The organism is Candidatus Woesearchaeota archaeon, from assembly GCA_018303405.1.
Taxonomy (GTDB): domain Archaea; phylum Nanobdellota; class Nanobdellia; order Woesearchaeales; family JABMPP01; genus JAGVYD01.
Window position 1 is genome coordinate 92,993 of sequence record JAGVYD010000014.1, and the last position, 17,902, is coordinate 110,894.

A 17,902-nucleotide genomic window follows, 5' to 3' on the forward strand; every position below is an offset into this window, starting at 1 on the left:
GTTGCGCCCCTGGCATGTCAGCCATGCGGATGGCCTGGATTGGACCTGATTTCATCCAGGTGAGTGTTGTAATACCCCTTCCCAAGCCTCCTGATTTTTACCCCCATGATATTGTGTGTCACAGGATTGAAAAATTTGGCATAGAGATGCATTCTCTCGAATTTGGCGCCCCTCATTATCTTGGCCCTTGCCATTGATTGCCCAAAATCAATTCTTTTGCACTTCAGGCTGATGGCTTTTTTAATTGATTCCGCATAGACCAGGTTGAAGTATACTCCCTTGCTCTCCGCTCTTTCATGGAATTGCCCGCATCTTAATCCATGGAAGCAGTTCTTATCATAAATTCCAATTGTGAATCCCAAGATTGCATCATCCTCTTTGGCAACCAAAGAACTTGTATTCTGGATATGCTGATACATGGCCCTGAATGAAGCCTCGCTCAATTCCACCTTGTCATGCCCATATTTCTTCATAAGTGCCGCATGCAATAAGGCATACTCATTTGCAAATCTGTCGATGTCAGTTATTTCCTCGATTTTGATGTGATTCCTGGCCAATACTGTTGCATCATATTTCAGGTTGTCGCGCCGGATTTTCTTCAGTGATTTGAGAAAGGCCTCATAAGTTGGATAGCCAATATCCATGTAAAAATAGGCGTCGTAATATGCTTTTATGTATCCGTTTTTTTTGAGCAGATTGTTCAGAGCATAGTTGCTTTCAGGCACCGCAGGGAAAAAAACTGCATGGCACCCTTCATTTTGCGCTTCTTTCTCAATTGCATTCAGCATTTCAAGCATAAGCGATGATTTTGTTGAAGTGTCGAGAATTTTTATGTCAGATCGTGGACGCAAAGGAGTATATGCACATAAAAGTCTATCAGTTTTGAGGCCCAGTTTGCCCATCCTGATCCTGAGATTGCCTTTAAGGTACGCAAAAGGGTCAAATGTATATGGACCTTCCTGAATGAAAGCTGGAGCAAAGGCTGCAATTTTACCATCATGATAACCCAGAAAGTATTTGGGATACACCTTGTCTATATTTTCAGATTCAGCAAACTCATAGACTCCTTTGCTGTACAATACATTATTAAAAATATCCAAATCAGTAGCATCTATAACATTAATCGCATTATATATCTTAATATTCATTTCCAGAAACCCGTTTAATTTGTTTAAAATTTAAAAGTATTTTCTCTATTTTCTTTGCCGATTTTTCCCAAGAATATGCAGATATAACATATTCTCTCCCAAGTTTTCCTCTTTTTTGTCTATACCGTTTATTCTGCAGCAAAAATTCAATTTTGTGTGCCAAGGATTCGACATTATTTTCCTGAAAATACTCCACTTTATTTCCATATACTTCATTAAGAATTGGTATATTTGCGCAAATACATGGTATTCCACAATAGAGCGCTTCCATTGGAGGCATTCCAAATCCCTCAAATGAAGATGGAAAAACCATGAATAAGGATTTTTTGATTTCCGGCCACTTTTGCTCGTCAGTTATTGAACCCTTAAACTCACATTTAATATTCAGTCTTGCGGCCAATTCAGTGAGTTTACTCTTTTCTTCACCCGTACCACATATCACAAGTTTGGGTGCATTTTTAATTTTAGACAATGCCTTGATTAATATGTCAATATTCTTATAGGTGTTAAGCCTCCCTATATAGATTATCTGGTTTTCCTTTTTGGGTGTCGATATTTTGTCAACTTTGTCAAAATCCATGCCGGGATATACTACTCCATCAATTTTTCTCCCCAGCCATCTCTGATTTTCAGATGCAGTGAGTTTCGAATTGGCTATGATAATATCAGTTTTTTTTAGTGCATCTCTAGCTTGCAGCCACAATTTTTTGAACCTGCCCTTAAAAGCGTGTACCCATCGTTGCCCTAACTGTTCTTTCATCCAAATAGGAGTTTCAAAAACAAATGCGACCGAAGGTATGTCAAATTTTTCACCTAAATCCTGGGCTTTTATTGCGCTGTACCGGTGATAACCAAGGACAAAGTCTATCTTTTTCTCATTCCTAAAAAATGACTCAATTTTCAGTTTCCCATGAAGTTTGTCCCATGTGCGGTTTAGGAAACCCACTCCTTTGACTATGCGAGGCAGCTGACCTGTGTAATAAATCTGGAGATTTTCAGTCATTTCGGCCTCATCGGTATATGTGTTATTTGTACTTGCAAACACTGTGACTTTGTGACCCTTTTTGGCAAGATACTCTGCAAATTTAAAAATTGAGTAATCGCCGCCGCCAACAAGCTTAGAGTTGTTAAGAGTAAAAACCAGATTCATTTTTCGCACAATCCTATTTTCTGCCGCATGTACGGTAGTTTGGTTGGCTTGTGTTCGTTTATTCTGATCGAGTCTTGATTCGATAAACACCCTTTTCCCTGTCCTGCCCAAGGGGATTTTATCGACTTTTTTAATCACTATCTTCATGTCATGACCGCAATAACTCTGCAAATTTTTCCGAAGGCGTTCAATGCCTTCATGGTAATTATGCCCCTTTGGAACAAGATGAACTTCTATCATGTCGGGTTTCACATGAATAATTTTATAGTGTTTCACATGCTTTGCTTCCCATTCAAAAACAGTCTGAAAGTAGATTCCATCGAGAATTTTGCCGGAAACCGAACGCATTTGATCTACAATTCGTCCTTCGATATTACCGATTTTCGGCAAGGTGCTTCCACACATGCAAGATTCTTTACCCATAATAATCCTATCCCCTATTTTGTATCGAATAAATGGCATAACATAATTATTCAAATTGGTTATAACCATATCCCCTGATTTCCCCTTCACCACAGGATTTCCTTTACTACCAACTGCTTCTACAACAAATCGAGTTGGATCATAGTGAAGTCCTTGTTGGTACTTACATTCTTGCGCAAGATACATACCTTCAGCGGCCCCAAACGAATCATAAATCTTGCAATCCAATCTGTCTTCAATTAGTTCTCGGGTGTCCTTAGTCAGGATTTCTCCAACTGTTATGACAATTGGAACGTGCACCTTAAGATTTTTATCTCGCAACCAATCTGCAAATGTCTTAAGAGGAGAGGGATAACTTTCGATTGTTTTTGGCTTGAATTTCTTGATGTACATAACCCACTTGTTAAACAGTTTATGACTCATGTCAAAAGAACTCAAGAAACCCACATTACTTAGTATGCTACCCACATTAGTTCCTTTGGGCCTTTCACCACGAATTAGTAATCTACGATCGCCCAATTTGACTCCCACATTTAAAAGCCATTTTATCCGGGCACACGATTCACCCATAGCATCGTTTGCATCCTTGTAAAACTCAAATGGTTGCTTAGTGGATCCAGAAGTTTTATCCAGAATTTTTCGGTTTTTGTCAACATTCCTAGAGACAATTCTTTCGGGAAAATTAGCGCGAAGCTCATCTTTTGTGGTTATCGGAATTTTTTCAATATCTTTTAATGAGGTTATATCTACCGGTCTAATACCTGCCTCTTGAAATTTTTTATGATAGAAATCAACATTGTTGTATGAGTATTCAAGTAATTTCCGAAGTTTTATAAGTTGCAATTTTTTTAATTTAGTCAAAGGCACTTCCTGCATTCTTAATTGTCCTTCCAATGTAGACCAAAATTTGCCTTTGGCTTTCAGCAAGTATTTTATTCTATGCATTGGTGTCTTGCTTGCTATTTTCATGTCCTTCTACCTCTCATTTCATTTATGATAATCCTCATTTTTCCAGATTTCAATTTGGGGATTTTCCTACAAAATTCCAATTTAATATGCATTCTATCACCGAGGAATTTTTTAAGAAATTTGTTGATACTTGGACTTATCGTCGGATCAACTGTCTTTGACCTCACCAACATGACCCTAACAACATCTTTATGTTCTTGTACAATCCTAAATTCGTTTATTCCTCTCAGTTTAGCAAAAAATGGTGTTACAGCAGCACCGGATACCCTATTTCCATTCGTACCAATAAGGAAATCAGTTATTCTACCGGTGATATAGCTAATTTTATCCAATTTTCTTCCACATCGACAATCGTTCTGCATTAGACTCGCCATATCTTCATTTTTATACCTAATAAATGGCATTGCATAGTTTTCCAAATCGGTTAGAATAATTGACCCAATCCTTGGAGATGTTTTATGATTTCCATCGTACATGAATTCTAAAATATATTTCTCATTGGCAACATGCATTCCGTCATGTGACTCGCATTCATGCGCAATTAAATCCATTTCCCTACATCCATACTCCTCAAAGACCTTGCATCCGAAAACCCTTTCAATGAGTTTACGTTGATAAGGGTATAATTTTTCTGAGGTTGTAATTACTGACTTAGGCTTGTTAAATGCAAGTTTATTTTTGTCAATGTACTGAGCAAAAAGGTAAACAGCATTCGCATAACCATGCACAATTTTTGGGCGGAATTCCTGGAATTTTTCGGCATATTCGCCAAGCTGAGTTTCACCCATTTCGAACGAATTTAGAATCATGCTGTTGGTAAGTTTAAAGTGTAATCTAGTCCGTATGTTGTCATATTTATTGATGTCGGAAGGTGAGCCCCATATTCGCAATATTTTAGTTCCAATATCATACCCGGCCCATCGCCAAAATCTACGGTTAATCGCAAGGGCATATTCCCGACTCTTTAAATCACGGTAAAAATCCAATACTTTGCCTGTCGAGCCGCCCGTATGATCCAATTGATAACTATTTGGCTTTCTGTTTCTTGCCAACAAATCCTGAAAATTCTCACGGATGAGTTCCTTTGTTAAAATAGGTAATTTCTGTAAATCTTCTTTCTTCTTAATATTTTGCGGCTTAATGCCCAGCTTATCAAAAAGATGAGTGTAATACGGGACATTTTTGTATGCATGTTTTAATAGATTAAACAATTTAACTTCCTGCACTTTTTCTAATTCCTTCTTATCCAGCCATTGAGTTTTTTCTAGATTTCTTAATGTAGTATAAAACTTAACGGTGCTCCGGCTGGATATGAGTTCCCAGATGGGATAGAATAAAAAGCGCGATATTTTCTCGTTCATTCAATTCGCCCCCCTTTAAGATTATAGATAGTTAGTAAATCAGAGGAATAAATTTTATTTTTAATCACAGAAATTGAATTGAAGAATCTCGTCTTTTCTTGAATTGATGGACCATCCATCAAATATTGTATATTGTATAAATCAATCACTTCCCTGACATTTCCTTCTCCAAGAGTGCGACCATTCAAAAATGAGATATGTCTACCAGTGTAGTAATAACTCCCAAAAATTAGGTCCTTGAGATGATAAGCATCGCGAACTTTTTCTCCTCTCATAAAACTATCCCAGATATTCTGAAATGTTCTTTTTTCTATTTCATAATTCTTATCTGCGACAAATATACTTTCTGCAGCAACGGACATTATCTTTTGCGAATAGTATGCTGTATTCCTGTCAAAATCGATAGAAGATGAAGTGTGAATTGAAGTATTAGGTTCACTGTATTGCATCAGATATTCTCCAGCCGCAATGTAATATTGTTCAGGAATTGATTCTTGATTCTCAACGAATCCCCACTGATTTAAAATTTGTTCCCTCTGTATAAAAATATTTGTTATGACCAGGTGAATAGAAAATATAACCATGAAACCAATAAATATTTGCCTGCGACCAAAGTTTTTGGTTAAGTAATTTAAACTGAATGATATTCCTAATCCAATGAGAATAGCATAAATTGGTAAAATGTATAGTCGGATATATTCCCAATCCAATATGAATTGGGAGAATCCTATAATCACAAATATGAAAAAATAATCATAAAATGTTTTGTCCGTTTTCCATAATAAGAATAAAATACCGATTGTCACAAAATAGATAAAAATTGAAACATTGTTGTTTAAATTAAAAATAAAGTTAATCATAATGATCCATGGAGAATTTCCTGATATCAAGAAACTTTCAGAGTAATGATCTAATCCAAACCGATAGAAATTGTCACCAGTAAAATTTCGAGATACAAGAAAAAACAGGAGGAATAGCAGACCCAATGAGATAAGTCTTTGTTGCTTCAATATCAAAATATCTATATATTGTTTCTTAAAGCTATATATCCACAATTTAAGAGATGCAAGAATGTTTCCATAATCTCTTATCAGGTACCATATACCAACTAGAATGAATGTTATTAGTATACCCCCGATCAGAATAGCCTGGAATGCATATTTTTGAGATAACCTGGTTATGTTCGGTAAAAGTCTTCCTCGAAATAGAAGGTCTGCAATCTTCGCTAAGATGAGATAGCCAATTAACATGCACATATCAAAAAATATAAGATGTTGTGAACGATTTCTTTTCCTGATTATATAGAAATCAAACCAAAAGTATTGCCCTACAATTACGATTGTGAAAATAAACCAAATTAATTTCACCTTCAGAAATATTAAGGCAAATAATATTAGTGGTAATATTGCTAAATCAATATACAAAAGTAAAATAGATTTGTTGTATAATGTATTTCTCCAACTGAATGGTTTTTTAGAACGTAACCAACCAATTATTGCTCCAAAATTCATAAAAATTATGGCGCCTATGAAAGCAAGGATAAATATAAAGAGTAGTTGGGCTAAGCGGTGGATGATATGCATCATAATAAACATGAGCATCCCAGTTACAACATAGTTCCAGGGAACTTTCTTGGTCTCCATAAAATGTGAGTAGATCCTGAAGAGGACTAAGATAAAGAGCGGATAAAAAATTATATTGAACATTCTCGAAGATGCTGTATTGCTTACATTCTTAGCAAAAAGAACCATTGTTGAGAAAATAAGGGCTGTAATGTAACTTGTTTCGAAGGCGTTAAATTCCCTCATTAAAAGAAAAACTCCTAAAACAGCTATTACAGCAGATAATGATGAGAAGATGTAGAAAATAACCGGAAGTTCGAGACCAGTCAAAGCATTTAAAACAGCCATAAAAAACTCAAATCCAGATGCTATGGAAAGGGGGTAATACCCAAAAATTGAGCTCCAATGGAGCACCCAAGGGGCATAGCCAAATTGTATTAGTGCGTAGGTAAATTGACCAAGTGTGTAATGGTCTGGATGTGTAGGGTATTCAAAATAGAGTGTATGTAAAATTGTGGTTACAACTAATAAAATAACCAATATTGTTTTTACCCATTTATTTTGTATCATTTTGCTCAACTATTTCAAAATCGCTACATTAGGTTTGTAATTTAAGGGGGACACCACTCCAAGACTGAGACCAATGATCATGCCCAAAGTTTGCAAGTTCCAACTAACAATGCTAAATAACAGTTTTGTAATACTCCTCTTATGAACTAAGAGAATGAAAATAAAGATTAATGTGGTCCATAAATAGACAACCATAAATATTCTAAACCAATGATAAACAACAACCGAGATTATTCCGGCGAGCTGCCAAATCATTGTAAAAATATAAATTCTGAGTTCATAAAGAGATTTAAGGAGATGAGAGTGTATAATGGACCTGTGCAAATATTGACCTGAACCATAAAGATAATTACTTTTCCATTTGGACATCAATGTTTCATAAGGAGATGTCTGATCACCATGGTGATAAACCATGGTTTCAGGAATGCGTAGCATAGTATATCCTTTATTGCACAATTGTGCTCCAATTTCAGCTTCTTCGTATGCGTATAAGGATGGATCCGAGAAATATCCTACATTCTCAATTGCTTCCCGTTTGTATAAACCACCCATACCGAGATGACTGATTAGAGTTAATTTTTTCACTTGATGGTCTTTGCTACGCAGTTGAAATACTAGATTTTCTTGTGATTTTTCTAGAATGTTGCCTCCCACGCCAGCAACCTCTGGATAATTAAGATAAGGCAATGCTTTTTTTAGAAAATTCTTGTCTAACCTCATATCTCCATCCAGCATGTAAATAAAATCACCCTTACTAAAAAGATAGCCTGTTTGCGGTCCAACACCACATCTCCTATCAGCCATGTTTTTCAATTGAATAATCCTGATGGGATATTTTTTGGCAATTTCAATAGTCCTGTCCATAGATTTTGAATCTACGAGAATTACTTCACCTGTAAGTCCATTTAATGCTGCCAGTGCAGATTCGATGCATTCTGCTATGTGTTCCTCTTCATTAAGCGTTTTAATTATTATTGAAATCTTTCCCAAGGGCACAGACATTTTGGGATTTAATGTGTATGGATTAAACAATCTAATAAACGGGCTCCGGGATATAACCTGGTCCCATCCATGATTTAAGCTGGCTATTTTGTTGTTACTGGAAATCTTTGCCATAAGGGTTTTATTAGCAAGCAAATAATGTATTTTCTTCGCCAAGTCCTTAGCGTCTTCACAATTATATGACAAAATGTTTATATGCTCTTTCAGAAATGTCCATTCCTTAATTTCACCACTACTCGCAATAATTGGTTTTCCGGCCGCTAAATATTCGGCCGTTTTCCTGATTGAAAGATATTTTACCACATCAGTCTTTTTGTATGCCAGGACACTAATTGCCATCGATTTAACAATATTAATTGCATCATAATGTGGAATTCTGCCAGTAAATAAGACAGATGGAAATTTTTCGCGCAATTCCATGTATTCTTTAGTGTCATATCCTTCTCCTATCACAACAAAGGTAGCATTTCTAACATATTTGGATGCATTCAAAAATGTGGGTACATCCGCCCATTCCATCCAGTTTCCCAGAAAACCAATCAGTGGTTTATCAATAGGGATTTTGTACTTTTTTAGAATTTTCAAGAGCTGAGCCTTGGATTTTCGCTTCTGAAATGGCTCGTTGTCTACCCCATTTGGCAACATTATTGTCTTTTTGTGGAGGCCAACGGGAAATGACTCAATAATGGAATCATTAATTACCAATATCCTATCAGCCAGCCAGTGCGCCAATTTTTCAAATGGTTGGGAGATTATGCCTTTTACAATTTTTCCAGCATATTTCAATTCTTTGTATCTAAAGCAGTGCATGTCATAAAGTAATTTGGTTCCTGTGATTTTTGCAAATGGATAGAGCATGATTACAAAATAATATTGCCTGATTATTATGAAGCGCACTTTTTTTATGAATATTAAGTGAAGTAGGATAAAGAATTGGATCAGCTTGAAAACTTGATGGGCGATGAAACCATTGCCAATTTTGGGAACAGAGCAGATATTTTCAGAGATTTCTTTATCTGATTTTTGGCATACGATAAAAATTTTGTGCTCGCCGTTTGATTCCAGGAATTTTTTTAGATTAAGCACCCTGGATGGCGCTGCCTCATCAAAGCTCAACCGTTCCTTTATAATGAAAGCTATGTTCATTTTAATCTCCGTGGCTTAAGCGCGCCTTATGTGGCCCAATAGTGTTGATTTATTCCCTGAAAATGCGGGCCAGGTTCTTGAGGTTTTTTGGAGCATATTTTGCCAATATTATTTTCCTGTTATTCTTGCCAATCCTGCCCCAATCTTTTTTCTTCCTGATCAATTGCTCAATTGCCTTTGCTAATTCTGATGCATTCTTTTCCTTGACCAATGTTTCCTCAACAAGCTCTGGAATGCCCGTATGATAAGTTGATATTACCGGAAGCCCATATGCCATGGCTTCCATCAGGGATACGGGTATGCCCTCCCGGTCTCCCTTGTCTGTTGTGTAGGATGGCAGCACAAAAATGTCTGCTGCATTATAAACGGATTTTAGTGCAGATCCCTTAAGCTCGCCGAAAAATGAGCAGATATCAAAGACCCCGATGTCCTTGGCCAGCTTCTCAACATCCAGCTCTGCATAGCCAGGCACCATGCCTCCTACAATCCATAGCTCAATGTCTTGCCTATTCAATTTCTTGACTGCTTCAAAAAGGAAGCGATGCCCTTTTTTCTCATGCCATTGCGCCACAATTAGTATCCTGGTTTTTTCAGTCCTCCTGAATTTCTCAGTGTCAACAAACAGCCTGTTGACAGTGATTTTTCCCGAGTCCACATTATGCTCCTTGATAAGGTAATTTTTATTGTAATCGGAAATTGTGATGATGTTATCGCAGTAAGCCAGCGATTTCCTGAACATGCTTTCCTGTGCCTGGTATAATTCATGTGCGTGGATAGTTACGGAGAGCTTTTTTCCGGTCAGCTTTTTGCAGTAGTACCCGATAAATAGCTTGGCATCGCCAAAATGGCAGTGGATCCTGTCAATGTTCCGCATTTTGAGGGAATAGCTGCCTGCAATGAGAAAATGCATGAGCGTTCCTGAAAACAAGGACTCAAAAAACAGATTGAGATAGGTTCCTGGCTGCTTGGCAAATACAAGGGGCTGTGTCAACAGGATCATTAAGGGATTCAGCCTGAAGACTTCCCAGTCCTTCTTCGGCATGGCCAGGCCTTTCCGGTATTTGGTTGGGAAAATGGCAAATTTTATCTTATTTTTCTCCAATTCAAGGAGCTCTGAGTAAATAAAAGGTGCTATCCCATTTTTCATCGAAAAAATGTAGGCTATTTTCATTTCTTCAGGACCTCCTTAAGCGGCTTGACTTTCTTGGCAGGTATGCCATATGCCAAGCAGTTGGCAGGAATATCCTTTGTGACCAGCGACATTGCGCCGATGATTACATTGTCACCGATAGTTACTCCTGGCATGACCACGGAATTTACACCCAGGAAAACATTGTTTCCTATCCTTACCTTGCCATATTCACGCTCCCCCCATAATTTCATTTTGCCGCCTTGCTTGGCGTCAGAATGGCACAGGATTGTGACGCCCCTGGTGATCATGCAGTTATTGCCTATGGCAATCATGCCAGGCTTGGATCGGTCAATATAGGCTTTTGGGGAGATAAACACTTTCTTGCCGATAGCAACTCCGCTGTACTTGTAGAATCTTACCCTGCAGAAGCTGCCAATGCTGTTCCATAGTGCTTTAAGTGCATAGATGGGTGATAGGATTATGCGCGTAATCATTTGCCTGACCTCCTTTTTGCCATTTCCTTAATTGTTTTAATATAAAATTTTGTCGTATCTACCTTGTCCTGGACCAATTTGTCCCTTTTTTTCTTCCAGGACTCCCTAAGCCCCTGGTTTTTCATGATGGACTCTGCCCGCTTAAGAATTTTGCCCTGTTCTGTTATTTGCTCAAGCAGGCCATATTTCCCAATCAATTCATTGGTATAGCCCATCTTAAGGGGATTGACATAAATGGTAGGGGTGCCCAGGATTGCCGCTTCAGCAGCTGTTGTTCCGCCTTCGCTTATGACAAGCCTGGCAGAGTGCAGCACAGAATGTATTTGGCCTTTTGCACGGCCAAGCTGGTATTTTCTGATTGCCTCGGGCAATTCAGATTCAGAGGAAATGAATACCCTGAATTTTGAGGCTAATTTGCTGACAAAGGCAATCTTGTCTGATATGCCATTCTTGCCAATATCATGGCTGGCATCCCAGGAGACAAATCTTAATAGGATGAATGGCTCATTTGGCTTCACCCTCAGCAGCCTGTGAATTTTTGGATTTGGCTTGAAATAACCTGGATGCAGGTATGCCAATTCTTTGAACCCGTCATATCTTATCTGCTTCTTTCCCAAATCCAGGGTGTATGATTTTGGCGTCACGACTTTAGTGGCAAATGGAAAAGTGAGCCAGTTCTGGATTGTTGAATGCTCAGTGTCATCAAATATAATTGACGGCTTGCCGAGCAATTGCGAGGCCTGGGCAATATAAAGGTCCCCGCTGCTGCCAACAAGGACATCCGGCTGGAATTTCTTTGCCTCCCTGACAATGATTTGGCTTATCCTGGCCATGCCATAAAGCTTCATCATGCCTTTGTAGCCTGGCCTGGCCACGAATTTTATCTTGTTTTGCCTAAGCAGTTCATGCGTGCATTCCTTATCCCTTGCAATGACCCGGAATTTATGGCCTTGCCTGCTCATTTCCTTGATGACATTCTTGAACTGGTGCACATCAGCAGGGTGGTTAATATCTATCAGGATTCGCATAGTGCCACCCCCCTTGATTTTCCTACTAATTTTTTCCACAGCCATTTACTTATTGCAACCACTTTTGATATCCAATAAACTAAAGTTGGTTTCAGGTCGCTCCAACTTTCGATAGCAAATACTTTTCTGTTTAGATAAGGTTGGATATATTGCCAGAATGAATACTGCTCCGTTTTGCGGCCCTTGGAAAAAATAGTGAATAAGTCCTTGTGTAAGTGAATCCAATAGAAATTATCAGGATATTCAGGCATTTGTATTTCTTTATTTTCTACAAAGTCCTGATACATTGCAAAGGCGATGTTAAATCCAAACTTACATTCTAACTTAACAAAAAGGGTGTTTCTGCAATTAATTTCTATGAGTTTATATTTATCATCCCGTGAATCATATTTAAATTCAGTTTGTGCCACCCCTACAAAGCCAGGCATTTGCTTTAGGATTTTTTGGGTTAATTTCTTTGTTATTGTATTGTGGATGGTTTTCATCACTCTGCCCACACCGTATAATGGAGGACTCTGGCGCAGTTTCTGCATCTGAAATGTACCAGTTAGTTTACCAGTCCTATCAACGTAAAATTTGCAAAGCTGAAGATGTGTGTCATCACCTGGAACCTTTTCTGTTATCATTGCCTTAATTCCATGTTTGCGACAACTTATCCATTTTTCGAGCAACTCATCAAAACTGTTGACCTCAAATAGTTTCGTTTTAAAAATCGCCGCAAAATGGTGTCTTTCATAGGGTTTGACAAGGGATGGAAAAGTTATTTTGCTTCGGACTTTTTTAATTTCATATACTGAATTACAGTAAAAGGTTTTAGGAACTGGAATCCCTGCCTTTGTGGCTATGGAATAGGTCAGTTTTTTATTCAAGAGTTTTTGGATATATTTGTAATCCGCAACAGGCAGAATATAAAATTTTGTCAATTGTTTCTTATAATAGGATAAGGCATCAACTGACTCATCATTACAGGGGATTATCAACAATTTGTTCCATTTTTTCTTGTTTTTCATGAGAATATTTCTTATTTGTTTTTTGTCAAGAAAATTTTCAATCCTGTGACTTTCCATGACATATTTAGAATGTATGGCAAATTCATCATCCGATTGATAAATAACAATTGATTTTATCCCTTTTTTTCCAAGCTCGCGAACTACCTGCAACCCGATATCTCCCCCGTAAAGAATTATTACTCTTTTCTGATTATTATTATAGGTTAGTTGCATGGATGACACCGTGTATTATTACTAAAAAACCAGCAGCCCAATCACGCAAAACATTGCTGTGAACGCATACAGCCACAGTGTGGCCTGCTTCTCCGTGAGTTTGAACCAGCTGACAATCAGGAATTTGAGTGACTTGAATTTCATGCTTGGCGGGGCAACGATGTGGTTGTCCTTGTCAACCCCCCCGAATTTCACATCCGGAATCCTTCTCAGCAGGATTGTGTATGAGTCCATCAGGAAATTGATGATGTGGGGAATCAGGATAAACGCCCCAAACCAAGTCATGTTCTGTGTTACCATCAATGCCCCAATCGCGCTGCCAACAAGGAAATCCCCGACATTGCCAGGCAGTGCCCTGGCAGGATAAAATGTTGAAGGATAAAACGCCAGAACTGCTCCAAGGACAGGCAAGAACACGAGCAGTGATTCTATGCCATTGACCATGTAGCTCCGTATGGCAATGGTGATAAGCAAAATCAGTTCCAATCCAGTGCTCAAGCCATTATATCCTGCATGCAGATTTATTGAGTTCGCGACAAACATTATGAATATTGGCACGAAAAGCAGCGAATAAGCCGCGCCCAGCCCAATTGAAAAATCAAAGAGATGGATTGTTGTGTCCGGTATCAGTGACGCAATGGGCAATGTAAGTATCATTGTGACAATGATTTTGTCATAGCGTGTCCTGAAATTGAACAGGTCATCAAGGATGCCGTACAGCCCATACACAACTATCACAAAGTAGAATATGAAAAGGTCCCCCATTTCCAGCCTGTCAAGCAAAATAACAGACAGGCTGAGCGAGATGAGTATGCCAATAAGCATGGTAATGCCGCCCATCACAGGGATTTTTTCCTTCCCTTTCTTGTAGTAGTCCTTTACCATGTAGCCATATTTTTTCAGCTTGGCCATGACATAAGGAAGGGCCCAATAAGTACAAAAGAAGCTGTAAATCAGGATGACTGCATACTTGTATATGATTTGAAGTGTTTCAGTGCCCATGATTCCCCCGAAATGCCAATCATTCATATATACTTGTTACTACTAAAAGGTGGTTTTAGTCATATATAAAGCTTTGCTTTTTATATATGGGTTATATATGAGAAAATGCACATAAAAAGTTACCTATAAATTGGATTCATTTGGCCTTTTTTGGCTTAGCTTCATTTAAAACTTCGGCTTCTTCTGAGCCAGAGAGCAATTCCTTAAGTTTATGGTAGTTCAGGTTCTTTCGGTAGACAATAAGGTTAATGGCAATCAGTGCACCTGTGACAATCAGCTCCCATTTCCAGACGTTGTAAGGATTGATGCCGCCTGTTGCAATTTTCGTTGCCTCATTATAGCCAAGGGACAATCCAATTGCAAGGGCGACCATTACGCTGAAGGTAATGCTAAGTGCTATTCTTTCCAGCCATTTCGCATTCCTGAAAAAAAGTGTTGTGACAAAAAATCCAGGCAGGAAAAGGGCAAAAAGGAATCCTGCAATTGCAATCGCATCAATCATGCCTTATCACCCAAAAGTGTATTTCAGTCTGGTTGCCCTGCTCGTTTGTTGTGGTGAATGTGGCCTTTCCGTAGTCAAAATCACCTTCTGGCCGGAATGTTGAATGGTAGGACTGCGCCTCCCCTCCGCCCAGGTACAGGGAGTCTTTTGTCATTTGCACTTCACCAACTTTCTTTAGGCTGCATGGGTCTTTGTCTATGTTGAACTGGATTCTTCTCTGCCTTTCCTTGTTAAAAAGGTTTATGCCCGTCAGCTCAACATAGGTGTTGTAGGAGGAGATTCCGAAGTATCCCTTAGACACATTGGGTTCAGAGAATGCAAACAAAGGGATTCTGTTGATATATATTGTTGTTTCATTCATCTCCTTGACGAAGTCAAAATTATTCCTGTCATTCCAGGTTAAATTCAGCGATGCAGTGTCTTTGGTCAGTGTGCCGTAAAGGTTTCTGAACAGGTAAGCCTCCTTGGCCTGTTTGCTTATTATCACTGAAAGCAGAAGCCTGTCATCCTGGAAAAATGAGGTGTCAAGCAGCCCAAGGCCCTCAAGAAGGTAAAACGAATAGCTGAAACTGTAATTTTCAAAATTGGACACCTGGGCAGTCGGGCCCGCAAACACGAATTTTTCAGAGGGAATATTCTCATTTATCAATGAAGCGTCTATGTCAATTTCGTAATCCAGCAAATCGGCAATTGTAAGGCCGGGCTGCTGGTAGGGCAATGTGCCCACAATTCCTGTTTCATTGCCGCCCCCGGCATATTCGCGGCTCGTGGCAGCTTCATCCTGGAAAAACTCGCCTACGGCAAGGAATGGCGCCATTGTGAGCTCTGCAGAAATTTCCACAGGAGTTGTCACAGCGCGGATAGGCCTTGCCTGGACAAGCTGCCGGCCAGTGGACTGGCGGTACACAATCCTGCATGCCTGGTCAATGCTTATCCTTTTGCATCCGGGCTGGTCATTGAAGACAACAATGTCCGAGAATATGACAAAAGAGTTGCTGACTTTCATTTCAAAATCCCCGACGCTGAGTTTCCAATTGATGCGGTGGAACGGCCTTTTGTTCATGTAGAAAACAAGCTTGCCGCCCCATGATTCAATCATAAGCTCATTTGGCGCTGATTCTTCCAGCTCATTTGAGACTTTGTATGCCACAGATTCAGTTTCATTATTTGTGATCACGTATATGTCGGTGCCCCTGATTAATATGCTCAGGTTATTCTTTAGGCTGAGTAGGAAGGTTTTTTGGCGGCTAAAGGTCTGCCAGCTCAGCCTTAAGGTAAAATTTTCCCAGTCCAGCTCCTTGGCAGTCCCGTTGCTGGATAAATAGTAGCTCTGGTACACTTGCTCCTCAAGCGGAGTGAGCATGCCTAAAATGTTCTCCTCGCTTGCATTGCCAAAATGATTATTGAATTTGTAGACGTCATAATTCCCGTCAAGATATGCCTTCAAGCTGTCGCATTCATCATTCGGGCATTCAAAGTAATAGTATTGTTCCTGCCTGAAAAGTGGGACATCTGTATTGACTTCCTGTGACAAATTCTCAATTATCCCAAGGATGATTTTGTTGTTGATGCTGTACTCCCTGATGTCCCCCGCTTCAGTTATTTCCACTGGGGTTTCCTTGTACATGAGCAAAGAGCCAAGCACAACAATATTGTCCTCGGCCTTGAAATCAGGGCGGCCAATTGTGGCGTTATCCGGTGTGAAGTTGAAAACAATTTCCCCGTTCAGGTAATATGACATGGTCTCATTATAGCGGATTTCCACTGAATTGTCAGCCTTTAGTGGTGTTAAGTTAAGGCTTTTCCACTCTGATACAATGCTGCCATTTGACTTATACACAGCCTCGATTGAAGGATCGCCAGGATAGATCACAAATGCATATTTCAGGGTGCCATTATCATGGAAATAAGTTGAAAAATTTCCAGACTGGAGGACCTCCTTGAACCTGTAGGTGATTGTATAGTAAGGCCAGTCTATGTCTGCATAATCAGATGATTCCGTGATAAATGCTTTTGGGATTTGCGCCTGTTCCGGCTCAATATCATAAGGCCCTGCAAATAGGTACTCGAATGTCGACTTGTTTCCCTGCACCCACTGCAGCATTGCCTTTTGCCTTTGCCGTGCCACGCACTTATAGATGCCTTCTGTCACATCATAAAGCTTGTAAAATTCAATTTTGGCGTCCACATCCAATGTTGTGGGATTTTGGCCGGCATTCCTCACCACAAAGGTTACATTGTAGTCCTGCCCAAGATAAACATCTCCCGGCAGGCTGTCAGGCTCCGGAAAATATATTTCAGTAAAATCCACGGCTATATTTTTCACAAAGAAAAAATGGAATACAAGGGAGACTAGGATCGCTATTATGGCTAATGTTAGCAAAAGCCTGAAATTCAATATGTCGCTGAGGTCATTGTCCGGCATGGTCGATTGAAAGCATAGGGTGTATAAAAAATCTCGCAAATCGCCCGCATAATGCTTGAATGTTTCTTAGCAGGGCGGCCATGCCTGCTCACCAGAAATGCCACAGCCCAAAATATATTACCATGGCTCCAAGAATCAAATTCGCGACTGCATGAGCAACTACAACTGAGTTCATGTCCTTTTTGCGGTACCAGAGCCAGTTTAATAGCAGGCCGGTAATCAGCCCTGCCAGCCACTCTGTGTGTGACAATCCAAAAAACAAGGTTGTGATTATGAATGGCCAAAGGGTATAAGTGCCCTGCGGCACAGCAAGCCAGTTTTGCGAGGCAAGGTACCTGTGAAGGAAAAATCTCGTAAAGAATTCTTCAACAAGCGGTGCGATAAGAAGCCCGATAATAAGCTTCAGGATGGATTCCGCCATGGAATATGGAGAAATATCCGCTGTGCTAAATGAAGGGTAAAAGGAATCGAGGCCAACCCATAACAATCCAATAACAACCCCGATTGCGACTGACAGTGAGTCCCACTTTAATTTGAAGCTAAACCATTCCCGCTTCCACCAGATAAGGCAGCCTACCACTAGCAATTTTGCAAGCAATTGTACCATCCTGGATTCCGTAAATAGCACAGCCAGTGGGCTGATCAGGAGGTATGCCATCAATATCATGAAGAATACAAGTGCGCCCTCTTTGTCACGTTTGGTCAGAGAGTCCATTCAAGCCTCCAGAGGCCCATGATTTAATAAGTTTATGAATTTTCAGTTGA

The 17,902-nt window shown here is 39.5% G+C and carries 13 protein-coding genes; all 13 read right to left on the reverse strand.

Annotation, left to right across the window (positions count from 1 at the left end; translation table 11 throughout):
• Window positions 1-17 precede the first annotated feature (17 nt).
• Complete coding sequence (locus tag J4227_05610) at window positions 18-1,148, reverse strand: GNAT family N-acetyltransferase (protein MBS3109977.1); 1,131 nt, start codon at window positions 1,146-1,148, stop codon at window positions 18-20.
• Window positions 1,138-3,690 (reverse strand): glycosyltransferase, encoded by a 2,553-nt coding sequence (locus J4227_05615; GenBank protein ID MBS3109978.1) that lies wholly within the window; start codon window positions 3,688-3,690, stop codon window positions 1,138-1,140. The genes J4227_05610 and J4227_05615 overlap by 11 nt, the downstream gene beginning before the upstream one ends.
• On the reverse strand, window positions 3,687-5,051 hold the full coding sequence (locus tag J4227_05620) for a phenylacetate--CoA ligase family protein (GenBank protein ID MBS3109979.1): 1,365 nt from the start codon (window positions 5,049-5,051) through the stop codon (window positions 3,687-3,689). Before J4227_05620 ends, J4227_05615 begins: the two co-directional genes overlap by 4 nt.
• Window positions 5,048-7,183 carry a hypothetical protein gene (locus J4227_05625; protein MBS3109980.1) on the reverse strand — a complete coding sequence of 712 codons (2,136 nt, stop codon included), beginning with the start codon at window positions 7,181-7,183 and terminating at the stop codon, window positions 5,048-5,050. Before J4227_05625 ends, J4227_05620 begins: the two co-directional genes overlap by 4 nt.
• Before the next feature lie 9 nt (window positions 7,184-7,192).
• On the reverse strand, window positions 7,193-9,331 hold the full coding sequence (locus J4227_05630) for a glycosyltransferase (protein ID MBS3109981.1): 2,139 nt from the start codon (window positions 9,329-9,331) through the stop codon (window positions 7,193-7,195).
• A 49-nt stretch (window positions 9,332-9,380) separates the two neighbouring features.
• On the reverse strand, window positions 9,381-10,502 hold the full coding sequence (locus J4227_05635) for a glycosyltransferase family 4 protein (GenBank protein MBS3109982.1): 1,122 nt from the start codon (window positions 10,500-10,502) through the stop codon (window positions 9,381-9,383).
• Window positions 10,499-10,957 carry an acyltransferase gene (locus J4227_05640; GenBank protein MBS3109983.1) on the reverse strand — a complete coding sequence of 153 codons (459 nt, stop codon included), beginning with the start codon at window positions 10,955-10,957 and terminating at the stop codon, window positions 10,499-10,501. The genes J4227_05635 and J4227_05640 overlap by 4 nt, the downstream gene beginning before the upstream one ends.
• Window positions 10,954-11,985, reverse strand: coding sequence for a DUF354 domain-containing protein (locus tag J4227_05645; GenBank protein MBS3109984.1), 1,032 nt, complete (start codon window positions 11,983-11,985; stop codon window positions 10,954-10,956). Before J4227_05645 ends, J4227_05640 begins: the two co-directional genes overlap by 4 nt.
• Window positions 11,973-13,208, reverse strand: a complete 1,236-nt coding sequence (locus J4227_05650; protein ID MBS3109985.1) for a hypothetical protein — start codon at window positions 13,206-13,208, stop codon at window positions 11,973-11,975. Before J4227_05650 ends, J4227_05645 begins: the two co-directional genes overlap by 13 nt.
• 21 nt (window positions 13,209-13,229) lie before the next feature.
• Window positions 13,230-14,210 (reverse strand): hypothetical protein, encoded by a 981-nt coding sequence (locus J4227_05655; GenBank protein MBS3109986.1) that lies wholly within the window; start codon window positions 14,208-14,210, stop codon window positions 13,230-13,232.
• Between the two features lie 136 nt (window positions 14,211-14,346).
• On the reverse strand, window positions 14,347-14,712 hold the full coding sequence (locus J4227_05660; GenBank protein ID MBS3109987.1) for a hypothetical protein: 366 nt from the start codon (window positions 14,710-14,712) through the stop codon (window positions 14,347-14,349).
• Window positions 14,705-17,137, reverse strand: coding sequence for a hypothetical protein (locus tag J4227_05665; GenBank protein MBS3109988.1), 2,433 nt, complete (start codon window positions 17,135-17,137; stop codon window positions 14,705-14,707). The genes J4227_05660 and J4227_05665 overlap by 8 nt, the downstream gene beginning before the upstream one ends.
• 88 nt (window positions 17,138-17,225) lie before the next feature.
• Window positions 17,226-17,852, reverse strand: a complete 627-nt coding sequence (locus J4227_05670) for a CAAX prenyl protease-related protein (GenBank protein MBS3109989.1) — start codon at window positions 17,850-17,852, stop codon at window positions 17,226-17,228.
• Between the last annotated feature and the right edge of the window lie 50 nt (window positions 17,853-17,902).